Origin of the sequence: Rhodocista pekingensis (assembly GCF_042665545.1) — a bacterium.
GTDB classification, from domain to species: domain Bacteria; phylum Pseudomonadota; class Alphaproteobacteria; order Azospirillales; family Azospirillaceae; genus Rhodocista; species Rhodocista pekingensis.
On sequence record NZ_JBHTCM010000016.1, the window covers coordinates 78,876 to 96,344 of the forward strand.

General features: G+C 70.9%; 19 protein-coding genes. 11 read left to right on the forward strand and 8 right to left on the reverse strand.

From position 1 onward, the window contains the following. Nucleotides 1-19: 19 nt before the first annotated feature. Genes rplI through rpsF form a run of 3 tightly spaced genes read right to left on the reverse strand, consistent with a single transcriptional unit; the run spans nucleotide 20 to nucleotide 1,369 of the window. Entirely contained in the window at nucleotides 20-583 is a 564-nt protein-coding gene (gene rplI / locus ACFQPS_RS15095) for a 50S ribosomal protein L9 (protein WP_012566763.1), read from the reverse strand. Between the two features lie 25 nt (nucleotides 584-608). Then, nucleotides 609-881 carry a 30S ribosomal protein S18 gene (rpsR, locus tag ACFQPS_RS15100; protein ID WP_377360050.1) on the reverse strand — a complete coding sequence of 91 codons (273 nt, stop codon included), beginning with the start codon at nucleotides 879-881 and terminating at the stop codon, nucleotides 609-611. Continuing rightward, nucleotides 878-1,369, reverse strand: a complete 492-nt coding sequence (gene rpsF / locus ACFQPS_RS15105) for a 30S ribosomal protein S6 (protein WP_012566761.1) — start codon at nucleotides 1,367-1,369, stop codon at nucleotides 878-880. The genes rpsR and rpsF overlap by 4 nt, the downstream gene beginning before the upstream one ends. A gap of 292 nt (nucleotides 1,370-1,661) precedes the next feature. Here rpsF and fabD point away from each other — a divergent pair, with 292 nt between their 5' ends. The 5 genes from fabD (at nucleotide 1,662) to mltG (ending at nucleotide 6,201) form a co-directional block, all read left to right on the forward strand. After that, nucleotides 1,662-2,597 (forward strand): ACP S-malonyltransferase, encoded by a 936-nt coding sequence (fabD, locus tag ACFQPS_RS15110; RefSeq protein WP_377360051.1) that lies wholly within the window; start codon nucleotides 1,662-1,664, stop codon nucleotides 2,595-2,597. Nucleotides 2,598-2,623: 26 nt separating this feature from the next. Then, on the forward strand, nucleotides 2,624-3,361 hold the full coding sequence (gene fabG / locus ACFQPS_RS15115) for a 3-oxoacyl-[acyl-carrier-protein] reductase (RefSeq protein WP_377360052.1): 738 nt from the start codon (nucleotides 2,624-2,626) through the stop codon (nucleotides 3,359-3,361). Between the two features lie 173 nt (nucleotides 3,362-3,534). Next, nucleotides 3,535-3,774: an acyl carrier protein gene (locus ACFQPS_RS15120; protein WP_377360053.1), complete on the forward strand. Its 240-nt coding sequence runs from the start codon at nucleotides 3,535-3,537 to the stop codon at nucleotides 3,772-3,774. A 97-nt stretch (nucleotides 3,775-3,871) separates the two neighbouring features. Further along, complete coding sequence (gene fabF, locus ACFQPS_RS15125) at nucleotides 3,872-5,137, forward strand: beta-ketoacyl-ACP synthase II (RefSeq protein WP_377360054.1); 1,266 nt, start codon at nucleotides 3,872-3,874, stop codon at nucleotides 5,135-5,137. An 11-nt stretch (nucleotides 5,138-5,148) separates the two neighbouring features. Beyond that, nucleotides 5,149-6,201, forward strand: coding sequence for an endolytic transglycosylase MltG (gene mltG / locus ACFQPS_RS15130; RefSeq protein WP_377360055.1), 1,053 nt, complete (start codon nucleotides 5,149-5,151; stop codon nucleotides 6,199-6,201). Between the two features lie 46 nt (nucleotides 6,202-6,247). Here mltG and ACFQPS_RS15135 read toward each other — a convergent pair whose 3' ends face one another. After that, nucleotides 6,248-6,697: a DNA polymerase III subunit chi gene (locus tag ACFQPS_RS15135; protein WP_377360083.1), complete on the reverse strand. Its 450-nt coding sequence runs from the start codon at nucleotides 6,695-6,697 to the stop codon at nucleotides 6,248-6,250. 125 nt (nucleotides 6,698-6,822) lie between these two features. After that, on the reverse strand, nucleotides 6,823-8,319 hold the full coding sequence (locus ACFQPS_RS15140; RefSeq protein WP_377360084.1) for a leucyl aminopeptidase: 1,497 nt from the start codon (nucleotides 8,317-8,319) through the stop codon (nucleotides 6,823-6,825). A gap of 281 nt (nucleotides 8,320-8,600) precedes the next feature. Here ACFQPS_RS15140 and lptF point away from each other — a divergent pair, with 281 nt between their 5' ends. The 5 genes from lptF (at nucleotide 8,601) to rsmA (ending at nucleotide 14,076) form a co-directional block, all read left to right on the forward strand. Further along, nucleotides 8,601-9,719: an LPS export ABC transporter permease LptF gene (gene lptF, locus ACFQPS_RS15145; RefSeq protein WP_377360056.1), complete on the forward strand. Its 1,119-nt coding sequence runs from the start codon at nucleotides 8,601-8,603 to the stop codon at nucleotides 9,717-9,719. Between the two features lie 5 nt (nucleotides 9,720-9,724). Beyond that, the gene (gene lptG, locus ACFQPS_RS15150) at nucleotides 9,725-10,819 is read left to right on the forward strand and encodes an LPS export ABC transporter permease LptG (RefSeq protein ID WP_377360057.1); all 1,095 of its coding nucleotides are present in this window, start codon (nucleotides 9,725-9,727) and stop codon (nucleotides 10,817-10,819) included. Nucleotides 10,820-10,907: 88 nt separating this feature from the next. Next, entirely contained in the window at nucleotides 10,908-12,212 is a 1,305-nt protein-coding gene (locus tag ACFQPS_RS15155; RefSeq protein ID WP_377360058.1) for a peptidylprolyl isomerase, read from the forward strand. Beyond that, on the forward strand, nucleotides 12,209-13,246 hold the full coding sequence (pdxA, locus tag ACFQPS_RS15160) for a 4-hydroxythreonine-4-phosphate dehydrogenase PdxA (protein ID WP_377360059.1): 1,038 nt from the start codon (nucleotides 12,209-12,211) through the stop codon (nucleotides 13,244-13,246). The genes ACFQPS_RS15155 and pdxA overlap by 4 nt, the downstream gene beginning before the upstream one ends. Then, the gene (rsmA, locus tag ACFQPS_RS15165; protein ID WP_377360060.1) at nucleotides 13,246-14,076 is read left to right on the forward strand and encodes a 16S rRNA (adenine(1518)-N(6)/adenine(1519)-N(6))-dimethyltransferase RsmA; all 831 of its coding nucleotides are present in this window, start codon (nucleotides 13,246-13,248) and stop codon (nucleotides 14,074-14,076) included. Before pdxA ends, rsmA begins: the two co-directional genes overlap by 1 nt. 34 nt (nucleotides 14,077-14,110) lie before the next feature. Here the strand turns inward: rsmA and gmk are convergent, their stop codons facing one another. After that, a complete protein-coding gene (gene gmk / locus ACFQPS_RS15170; protein ID WP_377360061.1) occupies nucleotides 14,111-14,776 on the reverse strand; it encodes a guanylate kinase in 666 nt (221 codons plus the stop codon). Nucleotides 14,777-14,894: 118 nt separating this feature from the next. Next, a complete protein-coding gene (locus tag ACFQPS_RS15175; protein ID WP_377360085.1) occupies nucleotides 14,895-15,764 on the reverse strand; it encodes a YicC/YloC family endoribonuclease in 870 nt (289 codons plus the stop codon). Nucleotides 15,765-15,997: 233 nt separating this feature from the next. On the opposite strand from ACFQPS_RS15175, the gene ACFQPS_RS15180 reads away from it, so the two are divergent. Next, nucleotides 15,998-16,759: an SDR family NAD(P)-dependent oxidoreductase gene (locus ACFQPS_RS15180; RefSeq protein WP_377360062.1), complete on the forward strand. Its 762-nt coding sequence runs from the start codon at nucleotides 15,998-16,000 to the stop codon at nucleotides 16,757-16,759. Nucleotides 16,760-16,867: 108 nt separating this feature from the next. On the opposite strand, the gene ACFQPS_RS15185 is transcribed toward ACFQPS_RS15180, so the two are convergent. Next, a complete protein-coding gene (locus tag ACFQPS_RS15185; RefSeq protein ID WP_377360063.1) occupies nucleotides 16,868-17,464 on the reverse strand; it encodes a class I SAM-dependent methyltransferase in 597 nt (198 codons plus the stop codon). Nucleotides 17,465-17,469 lie beyond the last annotated feature (5 nt).

The following is a 17,469-nucleotide window of genomic DNA, read 5'->3' on the forward strand; positions in this document are numbered from 1 at the left end:
GACAGAGGTCGGGCCTGGATCAGGCGGCGGTTTCCTCGCCGCCTTCCTCCGTGGCCGTCTCCTCCACCTCTTCCTCCTCGTCCTCCTCGCGGAGGCCGGTCACCATGCCGCCGCGCTGCGCCTGCAACTCGGCCTCGTCGGCCGACCGGGCGACGTTGACGGTGATCGTCACGAAGACTTCCGGGTGCAGCACGATGCGGACCGGGAACAGGCCCAGGGTCTTGATCGGCTGGTCGATGGCGACCTGACGACGTTCGACCTGGATCTGCTTCTCGGCCAGGGCGTCGGCGATGTCGCGCGAGGAAACGGAGCCGTAGAGCTGGCCCGTCTCGCCCGACTGCCGGGTGATGACGACGGAGACGTTCCCCATCGAGCCGGCGACCTGCTCGGCCTCCTTGCGAAGCTCCAGATTGCGCGCCTCAAGGCGGGCCTTCTGGGTCTCGAAGTAGGCGAGGTTCTCCTTGGTGGCGCGCAGGGCCTTCTTCTGCGGCAGCAGGAAGTTACGGGCGAAGCCGGGCTTCACCTTCACGACCTGGCCCATCTGGCCCAGCTTCTCGACCCGCTCCAGCAGGATCACGTCCATGTCTGTTCTCCTTTGCCAGAGCCGCTCACTTCACCACGTACGGCAGGAGAGCGAGGAAACGGGCGCGCTTGATGGCGCGCGCGAGTTCACGCTGCTTCTTGGCCGACACGGCGGTGATGCGGGACGGGACGATCTTGCCCCGCTCGGAGATGAAGCGCGACAGCAGCTTCACGTCCTTGTAGTCGATCGCCGGCGCGTTGGGGCCGGAGAAGGGGCAGGTCTTCCGACGGCGGAAGAAGGGGCGGCGACCGCCGCCACCACCACGGGGGCCGGCGCCGGGGGTACGTTCGGCGTTCATGCGCGGTCTCCTTCACCTTCGTTGCGGCCACCCTCGGCGCGGGGACCGTCGCCGTCGCGGCGCGGACCCCGGTCACCGAAGTCGCGGCGCGGGCCGCGGTCGCCGAAGTCGCGGCGCGGACCACGGTCGCCGAAGCCACCACGGGGACCGCGCTCGCTGCGCTCGCCCTTGTTGGTGAGCATGGCCGTCTGGCCTTCTTCGATCTTCTCGACCTTCACGGTCATGAACCGCAGCACGTCCTCATTGATGGACATGTTGCGCTCCATCTCGGCGACGGCGGCAGCCGGCGCCTCGTGGCCGATGTAGACGTAGTGGGCCTTGCGGTTCTTCTTGATCCGGTAGGTGAGGGTCTTGAGACCCCACTGCTCCACCTTCTTCACCTCGCCGCCATTCTCCTTGAGAATGCCGGTGAAGGTCTCGGTCAGACCCTCCACCTGCGAGGCGGTGATGTCCTGACGCGCGATCAGGATCGTCTCGTACAGTGCCATGTCACTCCCCTTGGCTGTTCACGGTCCGCCGCCCGGCTCCGGACCGTTACCGGGGGAACCTGCGGCCGCACGGACCTAGCCGGCGCTTGGCGGGCGTCGGCGGGGTTACGGAAGCGGGCGACTATACACAAATCGCCGCAGGGCACAAGAGACAGTGTCGGCCGACGCGGCTTGACTTGGCGGTCCGAGACGCTATCAAGGGCGCGACTTACCGAGGGCCGGTGCCAGCGCACCGGCCCCGTCTGCAACTGCCATGGGCCCGACCCCGGAAACCCAGAGGAACGGAAGCCAGATGACCCGCGCGTTCGTCTTCCCCGGACAGGGCAGCCAGGCCGTCGGCATGGGCCGCGAGCTTGCCGGCGCCTTCGAGATCGCCCGCCACACCTTCCAGGAGGTGGACGAGGCGCTGGGCCAGAAGCTCTCCGCCCTGATGTTCGAGGGGCCGGAGGACCAGCTCACCCTGACCGAGAATGCCCAGCCGGCGCTGATGGCCGTGTCCGTCGCGGTGCTGCGGGTGCTGGAGGCCGGCGGTGTGGATCTGGCCCGGTCGGCCGCCTTCGTGGCCGGCCATTCGCTCGGCGAATACTCCGCCCTCTGCGCCGCCGGAACGCTGAGCCTCGCCGACACCGCGCGCCTGCTGAAGCTGCGCGGCCGGTCCATGCAGAAGGCGGTGCCGGTCGGCGTTGGCGCCATGGCCGCCATCCTGGGCGCCGACCTGGAGGCGGCGCAGGAGATCGCGGCCGCGGCGGCGGAAGGTGAGGTCTGCACCACCGCCAACGACAACGCCCCCGGACAGGTCGTCGTCAGCGGCCACAAGGGCGCCGTGGAGCGCGCCATCCGGCTGGCGGCCGAGCGCGGCTTCAAGCGCGCCGTGCTGCTGCCGGTGTCCGCCCCCTTCCACTGCCCGCTGATGCAGCCGGCGGCGGATGCCATGGCCGAGGCGCTGGCCGGCGTCACCCTGAAGGCGCCGCGCGTGCCGCTGGTCGCCAACGTGACCGCCGCCGCGGTGACCGATCCGGAGGCGATCCGCGGGCTGCTGGTGCAGCAGGTCACCGGCATGGTCCGCTGGCGCGAGAGCGTCACCTACATGAAGCAGCAGGGCGTGACCGAGGCGGTCGAGCTGGGCGCGGGCAAGGTGCTGGCCGGGCTCGTCAAGCGCATCGACAAGGAGATCGCCGCCACCTCCGTCGGCACTTCGGCCGACGTCGAGACCTTCCTGAACGCCTGATCCGCCTACCCGCGAGGAGACCCCCCATGTTCGACCTGACCGGCAAGTCCGCCCTGGTCACCGGCGCTTCGGGCGGCATCGGCGCCGCCATCGCCCGGGCGCTGCACGCGCGCGGCGCCACCGTCGCCCTGCACGGCACGAAGGTGGCCTCGCTGGAGGCGCTGGCAGCCGAGCTGGGCGAGCGCACCCGCATCGTCCCGGCCAATCTGGCCGATCCCGCGGCGGTCGAGCAGCTCGCCAAGGACGCCGAGGCGGCGCTGGGGCAGGTGGACATCCTGGTCAACAACGCTGGCCTGACCCGCGACACGCTGGTGCTGCGGATGAAGGACGAGGACTGGCAGACGGTGCTGGACGTCAATCTGACGGCCGGTTTCCGCCTCGCCCGCGCGGTCGTGAAGGGCATGATGAAGCGCCGCTGGGGGCGCATCGTCGGCATCACCTCCGTCGTCGGCGTCACCGGCAATCCGGGACAGGTGAACTATGCCGCGTCCAAGGCCGGCATGATCGGCCTGACCAAGGCGCTTGCCCAGGAAGTCGCCAGCCGCAACATCACGGTCAACTGCGTCGCGCCGGGCATGATCCGGACGGCGATGACCGACGTGCTGACGGACGCCCAGAAGGAGGCGATGCAGACCCGCATCCCGTCCGGGCGGCTGGGCACGCCGGAGGAGATCGCCGCCGGCGTGGTCTATCTCGCCAGCGAGGAGGCGGCCTATGTCACCGGGCAGACGTTGCACATCAACGGCGGCATGGCCATGATCTGACCGGAGCCCGCTCGCTTCGGCCCGTTCGTCGGCGCTGGTCAACGGGCCGCCGTCTGTGCTATCTGACGGCACTTTTTTGAAGACTGGCGCCGCACTTGACTGGCCTTGACCGTCCGTCGCAAGCCACGTCCCTTAATCCTAGCCACCAAACGATCCTGGAAAGGTCGAAAGACATGAGTGATACCGCCGAGCGCGTGAAGAAGATCGTCGTCGAGCACCTGGGCGTGGAAGAGTCCAAGGTGACGGAGAGCGCCAGCTTCATCGACGATCTGGGTGCGGACTCGCTCGACACCGTCGAGCTGGTCATGGCCTTCGAGGAGGAGTTCGGGATCGAGATTCCGGACGATGCGGCCGAGAAGATCCTGACCGTGAAGGACGCGATCGACTTCATCAATCAGAAGACCGCGGCCTGAGCGGATCGGACGACGCCGGGGCCAGCCGCGGCTGGCCTCGACGAGTCTTCGGGTCGCCCCCGTACAAAAGCATCCTGATCCAGGGGTGGGCATCTCCATGCGTCGTGTCGTCATAACCGGTATGGGGCTCGTCACGCCCCTCGGCGTGGGCGTGAAGCAGAACTGGTCGCGGCTGCTGGACGGTCAGTCCGGCATCTCGGCCATCACCCGCTTCGACGTCTCGGACCTCACCGCGAAGATCGCGGGCCAGGTGCCGCGCGGCGCCACCGCCGACGGCCTCTTCAACCCCGACGACTATGTTCCGCCCAAGGAACAGAAGAAGATGGACGACTTCATCCAGTTCGCCATCGCGGCGGCGGATGAGGCCATCAAGGACAGCGGCTGGAAGGCCGAGACCGAGGAGCAGGCCGAGCGCACCGGCGTGATGATCGGCTCCGGTATCGGCGGCCTGCCGGCCATCTACGAGACGTCTCTGCTGCTGGCCGAGAAGGGGGCGCGGCGCGTGTCGCCGTTCTTCATCCCCTCGGCCCTGATCAATCTGGCCTCGGGCCACGTCTCCATCATCCACGGCTTCAAGGGGCCCAACCACTCGGTGGTGACGGCCTGCTCGACGGGCGCGCACGCCATCGGCGACGCCGCCCGCCTGATCGCCCTGGACGACGCCGACGTCATGGTCGCCGGCGGCGCCGAGGCGGCGGTCAACCGCCTGGGCATGGCCGGCTTCGCTGCCGCCCGGGCGCTCTCCACCGGCTTCAACGACACGCCCGAGCAGGCCTCCCGGCCCTATGACCGCGACCGTGACGGCTTCGTCATGGGCGAGGGCTCCGGCGTCGTGGTGCTGGAGGAGTACGAGCACGCGAAGAAGCGCGGCGCCACCATCTATGCCGAGGTCATCGGCTACGGCATGTCGGGCGACGCCTACCACATCACCGCCCCGGCGGAGGATGGCAACGGCGGCTTCCGCTCCATGCGGATGGCCCTGAAGCGCGCCGGCGTCGGCATCGACGGGATCGACTACATCAACGCCCACGGCACCTCCACGCCGGTCGGCGACATGATCGAGCTGGGGGCCGTCCGCCGCCTGTTCGGCAACGATCTGGCCGGGGCCTCCATGTCGTCCACCAAGTCCGCCATCGGCCACCTGCTGGGGGCCGCCGGCGCGGTGGAGGCGATCTACTCCGTCCTGGCGATCCGCGACCAGGTCGTGCCGCCCACGCTCAACCTCGACAACCCGTCCGAGGGCACGGAGGGCGCGGATCTGGTGCCGAAGCAGGCGAAGCAGCGCAAGGTCCGCGCCGCGCTCTCCAACTCCTTCGGCTTCGGCGGCACCAACGCCTCGCTGGTCTTCAAGCAGGTCGATTGAGCGCCGGTCGCTTGAGCGTGACGCCCGATCCTTCAGAGAAACGCCGCCGCCGGGTCCTGCCCGCGGCGGCGTTGCTGCTTCTGCTGCTGGCGGTGCTGGCGGCGGGGCTGCTGTCCTGGGTGCAGGACCGCTATACGGGGCCCGGCCCCCTGGCGGCGGACACCACCCTGGTGATCCCCCGCGGCAGCGGGGTGCAGGCCATCGCCGGCCAGCTCGCCGCGGCGGGCGTCGTGCGGGCGGAGTGGGAGGTGCTGGCCGCCGCCCGCTACCGCGAGTCCGCGCGGCGTCTGAAGGCGGGCGAATACGCCTTCCCCGCCGGGATCAGCCTCCAGGGGGCGCTGGAGCTGCTGGAGAGCGGCCGGACGGTGGTGCGGCGCCTGACCGTGCCGGAGGGGCTGACCTCTGCCCAGATCGTCGAACTGCTGCGTGCCGAGCCGGCGCTGGCCGGCGAGGTCGCGGACGCTCCGGCGGAGGGAACCCTGCTGCCGGAAACCTATCACTTCTCCTGGGGCGACGACCGCGGCGACCTGCTGCGCCGGATGCAGTCCGCCATGGAGCGCACGCTGGCCGACCTCTGGGCGGCGCGGGCGCCGGACCTGCCGCTGGAGACGCCGCAGCAGGCGGTGATCCTCGCCTCCATCGTGGAGAAGGAGACGGGCGTGGCGGCGGAGCGGGCGAAGGTCGCCGGCGTCTTCGTCAACCGCCTGCGTTCCGGGATGCGGTTGCAGTCCGACCCGACGGTGATCTACGGGCTGACCGGGGGCAAGGGGGTGCTGGACCGGCTGCTGACCCGCGCCGACTGGCAGCACGACTCGGCCTACAACACCTATGTGATCGACGGGCTGCCGCCCGGCCCCATCGCCAATCCAGGGCGGGAGTCGCTGGCGGCCGCCCTGAACCCGGCGCGGCACGGGTTCGTCTACTTCGTCGCGGACGGCAGCGGCGGCCATGCCTTCGCGGAGACGCTGGAGCAGCACAACCGCAACGTCGCCGCCTGGCGCCGTATCCGGCAGGAGCGGGGTGACCAGGGCGACGGCCCGGCGGAGACGGCACCGCAGAAGTGAGGGGCGGGGCGCCGGCTCCGCCGCCGGCCCGCCTGTCCGTCCGGCCTCAGGCCTTCTGTTCCCAGCCGCCGCGGTCCCCCTGCTGCCAGTACTGGAGCGCGTGCCCGGCGGCCTTGGCGGTGCGCCAGCGCTGCCGTGCGGCGGCCAGGGCGTCGGGATCGTTGCCGTCGAACAGGTCGCAGACCCGCTCATACTCCGGGGCGCGGGCGGTTTCCGCCCCGTCCACCAGGAACAGGACATTGGCGTCGTTCGGCCGTTCGTCCGCCGCGCTGAGGAACACCGGCTGACGCGCGGGATGGCCGTCGCGGGCGGTCCCGTGCGGCAGGAAGCTGTCCGGCTTCCAGGTCCAGAGATGCTGCGCCAGCGCTTCCGCCCGCTCCTCGCTGGCGGCCAGCACGACGGCGCGCCAGCCGCGCTCCAGGGTCTTCTCCAGAAGCTCCGGCAGGCTCTGTTCCAGGGTCTTGCGCGTCAGGTGATAGAAGCGGACATCCGTCATGGCGCGATCATAGCAGACGGGCACAGGGCAGTCGGACATGGAAAAGGGGCCGGATCGCTCCGGCCCCTCCATGCGCTGGATACCCGTCGCGGCGGCGTCGGCCGCCGGATCAGGCCTCGTAGTTCTCAGACCTCGTAGTTCTCGGCCACGAAGCGGTCCAGCAGGCGCACGCCGAAGCCCGTCGCCCCCTTGGCGCAGACGGCCTTGTCGGCCTTCGACCAGGCCGTGCCGGCGATGTCCAGGTGCGCCCAGGGCGTGCCGTTCACGAAACGCTGGAGGAACTGGGCCGCGGTGATCGACCCGGCCTTGCCCGGCGAGCCGATGTTCTTCATGTCGGCAGCGTCGCTGTCGATGTCCTTGTCATAGGCCGCGGCCAGCGGCATGCGCCAGAGCAGCTCGCCCGCCTTGCGGCCGGCCCCGGACAGCTTGTCGGCAAGGTCGTCGTTGTTGCTGAACAGGCCGGCATGCTCGTGGCCCAGGCTGATGATGATGGCGCCGGTCAGGGTCGCCAGATCGATCATGGCCTTCGGCTTGAACTGGTCCTGCGTGTACCAGAGGGCATCGGCCAGGACCAGCCGGCCCTCGGCATCGGTGTTCAGCACCTCGATGGTCTGGCCGGACAGCGAAGTGACGATGTCACCCGGCCGCTGCGCGTTGCCGTCGGGCATGTTCTCCGCCAGCGCCACGACGCCGACGACGTTGGCGCGGGCCTTGCGGCCGGCCAACGCGGCCATCAGGCCGATCACGGCGCCCGCGCCGGCCATGTCCCACTTCATCTCCTCCATGCCGGCCGCCGGCTTGATGGAGATGCCGCCGGTATCGAAGGTGATGCCCTTGCCGATGAAGGCGACCGGCGCCTCCTTGGCGTCGGCGGCACCGTTCCAGCGCATGATCACCAGCCGCGGCGGCCGGGCGCTGCCCTGGCCGACGCCCAGCAGGGCGCCCATGCCCAGCTTCTTCATCTTCTTCTCGTCCAGCACCTCGACCTCGACGCCGAGGTCCTTCAGCGCCAGGCAGCGCTCGGCCAGACTCTCCGGATAGATGACGTTGCCGGGCTCGGAGACGACGTCGCGGGTCAGGCAGACGCCGTCCGCGACCTTCTCCAGCCGCGCCCAGGCCTTCTTGGCCACGGTCGGCTCGTCGCTCAGCACCGCCACCTTGCGGACCGACGGCTTCTTCTCCTTCGGCTCCTTGGTGCGATACCGGTCGAAGCGGTAGCCGCGCAGCACGGCGCCGAACGCCGCCTCGGCCGCCATCTCACCGGCGCCGATGGACAGGCCGTCATGCACGTCCACGGCGATCGCCACCTCCGTCTCGCCGCAGGTCAGCAGGGCGCCCAGCGCGGCGCCGCCGGCATTCTCCGCGGTCAGCAGGGTGGCGTCGGCCGGGTTGCCGATGCCGACCAGCAGGATACGTCCGGCCTCGACGCCGGTGGGCGCCAGCACCGTCAGCGTCTCCTCCGCCTTGCCGGTGAAGCGCCCGGCCTGCATGGCGCGGGTGATGAGGCCCCCGGTCCGCTCGTCCAGTTCCGCGCCGAAGCGTCCGAGCCTGGCGTCCTGCGCGACGGTCAGTGCGATCGCCCCGGACTTCGGCAGGGCGAGCTGGGAAAAGGAGATCTTCATCATGCCTCTCGAAACGGATCGGGGAGGGGGCGGCGGGCCGGATGGGGGACCTGCTTGCCCCGCTGTTGTCTCATGCCGTGGGAGTCGATAAAGAACACCCTCCGAGCGGTGTCAAGCAAGAGGACCCGGGGAAGCGGCCTCGCCGGCCGGGGCGGCGGCGGCGGGAAGCCGGCGCGCCACGATGCCGTCCCAATCGTCGGATAGAGCGGCCGTCATCCGTCCCGGATGCCGTCCACCGGAACCCTCCGCCCGCCGGCGCGACGCCGGTCCCCGCAGGAGCCATGAATCAGATCGACCGATACCTCCTGCGCAATCTGGCCGTGGCCACCGTGTTCGTCACGGCGGGCCTGTCTGCCGCCATCTGGCTGACCCAGTCGCTGCGGCTGGTGGAGATGGTGGTGGAGGGGGGCGCTTCGCTCGGGATCTTCTTCCGGCTTGCGCTGCTGACCTTCCCGACCTTTCTGTCGCTGATCCTGCCGCTGGGGCTGCTGGCCGCGGTGCTGTTCACCTACAACCGGCTGATCATGGACAGCGAACTGGTGGTGATGCGCGCCGCCGGGCTGAGCCCCATGGCGCTGGCCCGGCCGGCGCTCATCCTGGCGTCCGTCGTGGCGGTGCTCTGCTACACCCTGACCCTGTTCGCCGGCCCCGCGGCCCAGCGCGAGCTGGTGCAGCTGCGGCAGTCGGTGCGCAGCGACGTCACCGCCGTGCTGCTGCGCGAGGGCACCTTCAACGATGTCGGCTCCGGCCTGACCGTCTATGTCCGCGAGCGCGGCCGCGAGGGGGCGCTGTCGGGCCTGCTGATCCATGACCTGCGCAGCCCCGGCGTCGCCACCACCGTGGTCGCCGAGCGCGGTCGGCTGGTCGAGGTGGACGACGTCCCCCATGTCGTCGTCTTCAACGGCACCCAGATCAAGTTCCGCCAGGACAACGGCCGGACGGAATGGCTGGAGTTCGCCCGCTACACGGTTGACCTCCAGGTGCTGCGCAAGGAGCTGGGGCCGCGCTGGATCGAGCCGCGGGAACGCAGCCTGCGCGACCTCGTCAACCTGACCGATGATCCGCTGGACCGCCAGTTCGTCGGCCGCCTGCGGGCCGAGCTGCATTCGCGGCTGGCGACGCCGCTGCTGCCCTTGGCCTTCACGGCGGTCGGCCTGGCCGCGCTGCTGCCGGGCGAGTTCTCCCGCCGCGGGCAGGGGCGCCGCATCGCCCTGGCAGCGGTCGGGGCGCTGGTGTTGCAGAGCGCGGTGCTCGGCATCTCCAATCTCGTGGGCAAGAACCCGGTCCTGACGCCCTTGCTCTATGCTGTCGTTCTGCTGCCCGCCGTGGCCGCTCTCTGGTACATGGTCCGCTGGCGGGCGCTCCGGCGGGGCCTGACCCGCACCGTTCCGGCGGAGTGACCCGGATGCGTCTGTCCGCGACCCTATCCCTCTATATCGGCCGGCAGTTCGTGCTCTGGTTCCTGGCGATCCTGGGCGGCATGCTGGCGATCGTCTACCTGCTGGACACGGTCGAGCTGCTGCGCCGCGCCGCCAACAAGCCGGACGCGACCTTCCAGATCGTGCTGACCATGGGGCTGCTGAAGCTGCCCGAGATCGGGCAGGAGATCGTGCCCTTCGTCGTGCTGTTCGGGGGCATGTACACCTTCTGGCGTCTGACCCGGACGCAGGAACTGGTGGTGGCGCGCGCCTCGGGCATCTCCGTCTGGCAGTTCATGGCACCCGTGCTGACGGCCACGCTTCTGATCGGCATGACCATGGTCGGCGTGCTGAACCCGGTCTTCTCGGCCATGCTGGGCCGCTACGAGCAGTTGGAGAACCGCTATCTCCGCGGTCTGAAATCCTCGCTGGACGTGGCGGAGTCGGGCATCTGGCTGCGTCAGGTCGGGGAGCCCCAGGCCTACCTGATCCATGCCGACGCGATCGTGCCCGGCACGCTGGAACTGCGGCAGGTGATGGTGCTGCTGAACGAAAGCGACGGACAGGTGTCCGGCCGGTTCGACGCGACCTCGGCCACCCTGCGCGACGGCTTCTGGGAACTGCGCGACGCCTGGTTCAACCGGCCCGGCCGGGTGGGGGAGTTCCTGCCTGCCTACCGTCTGCCGACGGAACTGACCGAACAGAAGATCCAGGAGGCGTTCGCCTCGCCCGACACCCTGTCCTTCTGGGAGCTGCCGGGCTTCATCGCCACGCTGGAGGCGACGGGGCTGTCGTCGGTCCGGCACCGGCTGCACTGGCATTCTCTGCTGGCGCAGCCGGTCCTGTTCTGCGCCATGATCCTGCTGGCTGCGGCCTTCGCCATGCGCCAGGTCCGGCGCGGCGGTGCCCTGACCCTGATCGCGCTGGGCATTGCCGCGGCGCTCCTCCTGTTCGTGATGCAGGACATCGTCCTGGCCCTGGGCATGTCCGGCACCATCCCGGTGCTGCTGGCGGCCTGGGCCCCGGCCGGGGTCAGCGTCATGCTGGGGGCGGCGGCGCTGTTGCATCTGGAGGACGGATGATCCCGTCCGCCCCGGCCCGGCGCGCTTTGCCGCGCGGGCACAACCGTCTATAAGTCCCCCCACGACACCAGCGTTGAGCCGATACGCCATGATCCGCACCCTCCGGCAGTCCCTTGTCCGGCATCTTCCGACCGCCGCCGCCGCCCTCTGCGGCGTCCTGCTGTCCGCCGGCGTGCTCCTCGCCGGCCGGCCGGCCGCGGCACAGGGGCAGGGGCCGGTGGAACGCGCGGCCGCCCTCGTGAACGAGGAGGTCATCTCGATGTCGGATCTGATGAACCGGTTGCAGATGGCGCTCTCTTCCTCCGGCCTGCCCGACACGCCGGAGACGCGCCAGCGTCTGCTGCCGCAGGTGCTACGCCTGCTGATCGACGAGGTGTTGCAGATCCAGGAGGCGCGGCGGCTGGAGATCCGCGTCACCGAACAGGACATCGACCGCGCGCTGGAGAATCTGGCGCAGCAGAACCGCCTGTCGCTGGGCGAGTTCCAGCGCCTTCTTGATGCATCGGGCGTTCCCGTCGCCTCGCTGCGCCAGCAGTTGCTGGCCAGCGTCGCCTGGAGCCGGCTGGTGCAGCGGCGCATCCGCCCCACCGTCAGCGTCAGCGATGACGAGGTCCAGGCCCAGCTCGAACGCATCAAGGCCAACGCCGGCAAGCCCGAATATCTGGTGTCGGAGATCTTCCTCGCGGTGGACGACGACGCCAACGAGGCCGAGGTCAGCCGTCTGGCCGACCGGCTGGTCGAGCAGATCGCCGGGGGCGCCAATTTCGGGGCCGTCGCCCGCCAGTTCAGCCAGTCGGCCGGCGCCTTCACCGGGGGCGATCTGGGCTGGCTCCAGCAGGGTCAGCTCGAACAGGCGCTGGACACGGCGGTGCAGCAGCTCCAGCCGGGCCAGTTCTCCCGCCCGATCCGCGGCGTGAACGGCTACCACATCCTCTGGCTCCGCGATCAGCGCGCGGTGGCCGCCGGCAACCCGGCGGACATCCAGGTCGCGGTCGGACAGCTCGTCCTGCCGGCGGACCCGGCCAACCCGGCGGCCGGCCTGGAGGCCGCTCGCCAGATCGCGCAGGAGGCGGCGAGCTGTGATGCCCTCTCGGCCGCGGCGCAGCGCATCCCCGGTGCGCAGCAGGGACAGGCGGCGCTGACCCGGCTGGGCGATCTGCCGCCGGAGATCTCCAGCATCGTCGGCGCGCTGGGCGTCGGCACCCCGACGCAGCCCTTCCTCACCGACCGCGGCATCATGATCCTCATGGTCTGCGACCGGGTGGTGCCGGAGGGCAGCATCCCCCCCGCCGACCAGGTGCGCGACGCCATCGCCGGCGAGCGGATCGAGATGTTGCAGCGGCGCTATCTGCGCGACCTGCGCCGCGACGCGACCATCGAATACCGCCTGTGAGCGGCGACCGACCGTCAGGCCGGCCGCTCGCCCTGACCATGGGCGAGCCGGCCGGGATCGGCGGGGAGATCGCGCTCGCCGCCTGGCGTGACCGTGCCGACCGGGCGGTGCCGCCCTTCGTCCTGCTCGACGATCCGGCGCGCCTCGCGGCGCTGGCCGGCAGCCTGGGCTGGGACGTGCCGTTGGTCACGGTCGCGGACCCGGCCGAAGCTCCCGGCCTGTTCGGCTCGGCGCTGCCGGTGCTCCCCGTGGCGCTGCGGGTTCCGGTCCGCTACGGCCAGCCGGACCCGGCGAACGGGCCGGCGGTGCTGGAGAGCATCGACCGCGCCGTGGCCCTCTGCCGGGAGGGGCGGGCGGCGGCCGTCGTCACCAACCCGATCCAGAAGAGTGCGCTCTACGCCACGGGTTTCCGCTGGCCCGGCCACACCGAATATCTCGCCCACCTTGCCGGGCAGGCCGAGGAGCCGGTGATGCTGCTGGAGGGCGGTGGCCTGCGCGTCGTGCTGGCGACCATCCACATCCCCCTGAAGGACGTGCCGGCGGCGCTTTCCACCGCGGGCATCGTCCGCGTGGCGACGGCCACGGCGGCCGGACTGACGGCCGACTTCGGGGTGGCGCGGCCGCGGCTGGCGGTGGCCGCCCTGAACCCGCATGCCGGCGAGTCCGGCAGCCTGGGCCGGGAGGAGATCGAGATCATCGCCCCGGCTGTCGCCGCCCTCCAGGCCGTCGGTATCGACGCCGCGGGGCCGTTGCCGGCCGACACGCTGTTCCACCCCGGCGCCCGCAGCCGCTATGACGCGGTCGTCTGCATGTACCACGATCAGGCCCTGATTCCCTTGAAGACCCTGGATTTCGAGACGGGCGTGAATGTCACGCTCGGGCTGCCCTTCGTCCGCACCTCCCCCGACCACGGCACCGCGCTCGGCATCGCCGGCACGGGCACCGCCAGCGCCTCCAGCCTGATCGCGGCGCTGCACACGGCGGCGCGCATCGCCGCCCGCCGCGCCGCCCGTCAGGACGGGGGGGCGCCGTGATGGCGGACCTGTCGCATCTGCCGCCGCTGCGCGACGTGATCGCGGAGCACGGGCTGGGCGCGCGCAAGGCGCTGGGTCAGCACTTCCTGCTGGATCTGAACCTGACCCGCCGCATCGTGCGGGAGGCGGGCGATCTCTCGGGCGTCGCCGTGGTCGAGGTCGGTCCCGGCCCCGGCGGGCTGACCCGCGCCCTGGTCGAGAGCGCCGCGCGCGAGGTGGTGGCGGTGGAGCGCGACAGCCGCTTCGCCGCGGCCCTGGCCGACGTGGTGGCCGCGGCGGACGGCCGGCTGCGGCTGGTGGAGGCGGATGCGCTGACGGTCGATCCGGTCGATCTGGTGCCGGCGCCGCGGGCCGTGATCTCCAACCTGCCGTACAATGTCGGCACGCCGCTCCTGATCGGCTGGCTGAAGCGGATCGCGGAGTACCGCTCGCTGACGCTGATGTTCCAGAAGGAGGTGGCGGAGCGCATCGTCGCCCGGCCGCGGACCGAAGCCTATGGCCGGCTGGCCGTGATGTGCCAGTGGCTGGCCGACTGCCGCATCCTGTTCGACGTGCCGGCGCGGGCCTTTACGCCGCCGCCGCGGGTGGACAGCGCCATCGCGCACCTGACGCCGCGCGCGCGGCCGGCGGACGATCCCGATTTCCGCACCATGGAGACGCTGGTCGCCGCCGCCTTCGGGCAGCGCCGCAAGATGCTGCGGGCCAGCCTGAAATCCGTCGTGCGTGAGCCCGAACCGCTGCTGGAGTCGGTGGGCATCGCCCCGACCGCCCGGGCGGAGGAGGTGGACGTGGCCGGCTTCGTCACGCTGGCGAAGGCGCTGCGCCGCTGAGGGCTGCCGCGGCTCGGAACCGGCGCGGCCGGGATCAGAACCCGGCCTGGAGCCCGCGCACGAACTCGCTGAGCCCGACCTGCCGCTCGCGCTTCAGACGCTCGGTGTCGAGGATGCCCTGCACGGCCACGACCGAGTCGTCGATGTCATGGTTGACGATGACATAGTCGTATTCCGACCAGTGGCTCATCTCGTCGTTCGCCTTCGCCATGCGGCGGGCGATCTCCTCCGCGCTGTCCTGGGCGCGGGTGGTGAGCCGCCGCTCCAGCTCATGCGCCGAGGGTGGCAGGATGAAGACGCTCACGAGGTCCGTGCGCGCCGTCTCGCGGAGCTGCTGGGTGCCCTGCCAGTCGATGTCGAACAGCACGTCGTGCCCGCCCCGGAGCGACTGTTCCACCGCCTCGCGCGGGGTGCCGTAGTAGTTGTCGAAGACCTTGGCGTATTCCAGGAGCTGCCCGCGGTTGACCATCAGGTTGAACTCGGTCGGGTCGATGAAGAAATAGTCCCGACCATGCACCTCGCCCGGCCGCTTCTGGCGCGTGGTGACCGACACCGACATGGCGACGTCGGGATTCTGCTCCAGCAGGCGGCGGGAGATGGTGGTCTTGCCCGCCCCGGAAGGGGAAGAGAGCACGAGCATCAGGCCGCGGCGCCGGATGCGGTCGGCCGTCGAGTCGGGCGTCGGGGCGGTGCTGGACATGGGCGTCGTCTCGGGATCGGGGTCTTGGATACAGGGACTCGGAAGCGGGAACCCGGGGAAGGGTTCTCCCGGTACGCGGATCGTGATGGTCGGGGCACGCGCCGTCGCCGGCGGCGGCCTATTCGATGTTCTGGACCTGCTCGCGGAACTGCTCGATCGTCGCCTTCAGCTCCAGCCCGATCCGGGTCAGCTCCACGTCGGAGGACTTGGAACAGAGGGTGTTGGCCTCGCGGTTGAACTCCTGGCAGAGGAAGTCCAGCCGACGCCCGACGGCCCCGCCTTCCTTCAGCAGCGCGCGCGCCTGGGCGACATGGGCGCGCAGCCGGTCCAGCTCCTCGCGCACGTCGGCCTTGGCGATCAGCAGCGCCGCTTCCTGCGCCAGCCGCTCCTCCGGCAGTGCCGGCAGCGCCTCCAGCAGGGCCTGGAGCTGCTGACGCAGCCGCGAGCGCAGCGCCTCGGGTTGCAGCGAGGCGACTTGGGAGGCGGCGCGGGTCAGGTGCTCGATGGTGTCGATCTGTCCCGCCAGCACGTCGGCCAGATGCCGGCCCTCGTCGGCGCGGGCCGTGGCCAGACGGGCGACGGCCTGGGCGATGCTGGCGGCCACGGCCTCCTCCAGGGCGGCGCGCCCTTCCTCCGTCTCCTGCTCCTCGACCGGCTCCAGGATGCCGCGCACCGCCAGCAGGGCGTCGATCCGCGGCGGTGCGGCACCGGCCCCTTCGATCTCGCGGGCAAGCTGGACGACCTGGGCCAGCAGCTCCCGGTTCAGCCGCATCGGCGCCCCCGCCTGGGCGCGCACGACGCTGAGGGTCAGCGAGACGTTGCCGCGCTTGAGCTGCCGCGTGATCTCCGCCCGTGCCGGTGCCTCCAGCGAGTCGAAGCCGCCCGGCAGGCGGCAGCGGACGTCCAGGGCCCGGCCGTTGACGCTCTTCACCTCGACCGTCCAGTGCGTGCCGGCCAGCGCGCCGTCGGCCCGGGCGAAGCCGGTCATGCTGACGATCGCCTGCGGGGCGGAAGCCTGCGGCACGGGAGCCTTCGTGGCGGCGGCGGGAGCGGGGCTGTTGGCTGGCAACGGTCTCTCGGGATACTGCTTTCGGGGAACGCGCCGGGCGCATCGGTTGCCGCGGTTATAGCCCGCGGGTCGGCAGCCAACAAGCCGCGCCGGGCGCTGGCTGCCGCGCATGGAGCTTATGGCGGCGGTCCTCAGACGGAGCAGGAGGTTCCATGCATGACCCGGGGTGCATCCTGATCACCGGCGCGTCCAGCGGGATCGGGGAGGCGCTGGCGCTGGACTATGCGGCGCCGGGGCGGCGCCTGCTGCTGACCGGACGGGACACGGCACGGCTGGAGGCGGTGGCGGAAGCCTGCCGGAGCCGCGGTGCGGAGGTGGCGGCCGCCGTGATCGACGTGACCGACCGGCAGGGGCTGGCGGACTGGCTGCTGGCGCGCGACGGGGAACGGCCGGTCGATCTCGCCATCGCCAATGCCGGCATCTCCGCCGGCACCGGCAGCGGCGGGGAGAGCGAGGACCAGGCCCGGGCCATCTTCGCGGTCAACCTGGACGGGGTGCTGAACACGGTGCAGCCGCTGATCCCGCGCTTCGTGGCGCGGCGGCGGGGCCAGATCGCGCTCATGAGTTCGCTGGCCGGCTTCCGCGGCTTTCCCGGCGCGCCGGCCTACTGCGCGTCGAAGGCGGCGGTGCGGCTCTACGGCGAGTCGCTGCGCGGCGCGCTCGCGGCGGCGGGGGTGGAGGTCAGCGTCGTCTGCCCCGGCTTCGTCGTCAGCCGGATGACGGCGGTGAACCGCTTTCCCATGCCGTTCCTGATGGAGACGGGGCGGGCGGCCCGGCTGATCCGCCGCGGGTTGGAGCGCAACCGGGCGCGCATCGCCTTTCCCTGGCCGACCTGGGCGGCGGTGTGGTTCCTGTCGCTGCTGCCGCCGGGGCTGACGGACGCGCTGCTGGCGCGGGCGCCCCGCAAGGGGTGAGGCGGGGGCTGCGAGGCGTTCAAGGGCGCCAGATCCCGAAACGCAGAAGGCGCCGGAGCCGGCGCCTTCTGCCACGGGGAACGGGACCGCCCGTCAGCGGGAACAGGCTCAGCGCGAATAGGCCCAGACATGGGCCGGCGGGATGTTCGCCAGGGTGAAGCCCACACGCCGGGCCTTCATGCCCAGCTCCTTGTGCTTCAGCGGCGAGCCGGTCGAATAGGTGTAGGCCAGGAAGTAGCGGCCTTCCGGCATGATCTTGAAGATCTCGTCCACGATCACCTGCTGCGCCGACAGCGGGATCAGGATCATCGGGATGCCGACGACGACGGTGCCGACCTTCCCGATGTGCTGCTCCGGCAGCATCTGGCGGATGTTGCGGACATCGCCTTCCAGGATCGTCACGTCGGGGAACTGCCGGCGCAGGTAGCTGGCGAGGTTCGGGTCGATCTCCGCCGTGAACAGCCGCGACGACGGGATACCGGATTCCAGCAGGCAGCGCGTGATGGGGCCGGTTCCGCCGCCATACTCCACCACCACCTCGTCGGGTTCCCGACGCACGTTCCTGGCGATCAGGCGCCCCAGCGCCGGGGAGGACGGGGTGATGGACGCCATGGTGAGCGGGTTGGCCATCCAGCGCTTGAAGAACAGCCAAGCGGGATGCGGCGCCTTGCCGGCCGTGGCGGCCTCAGCACGATCGAGCGGCATTTGGG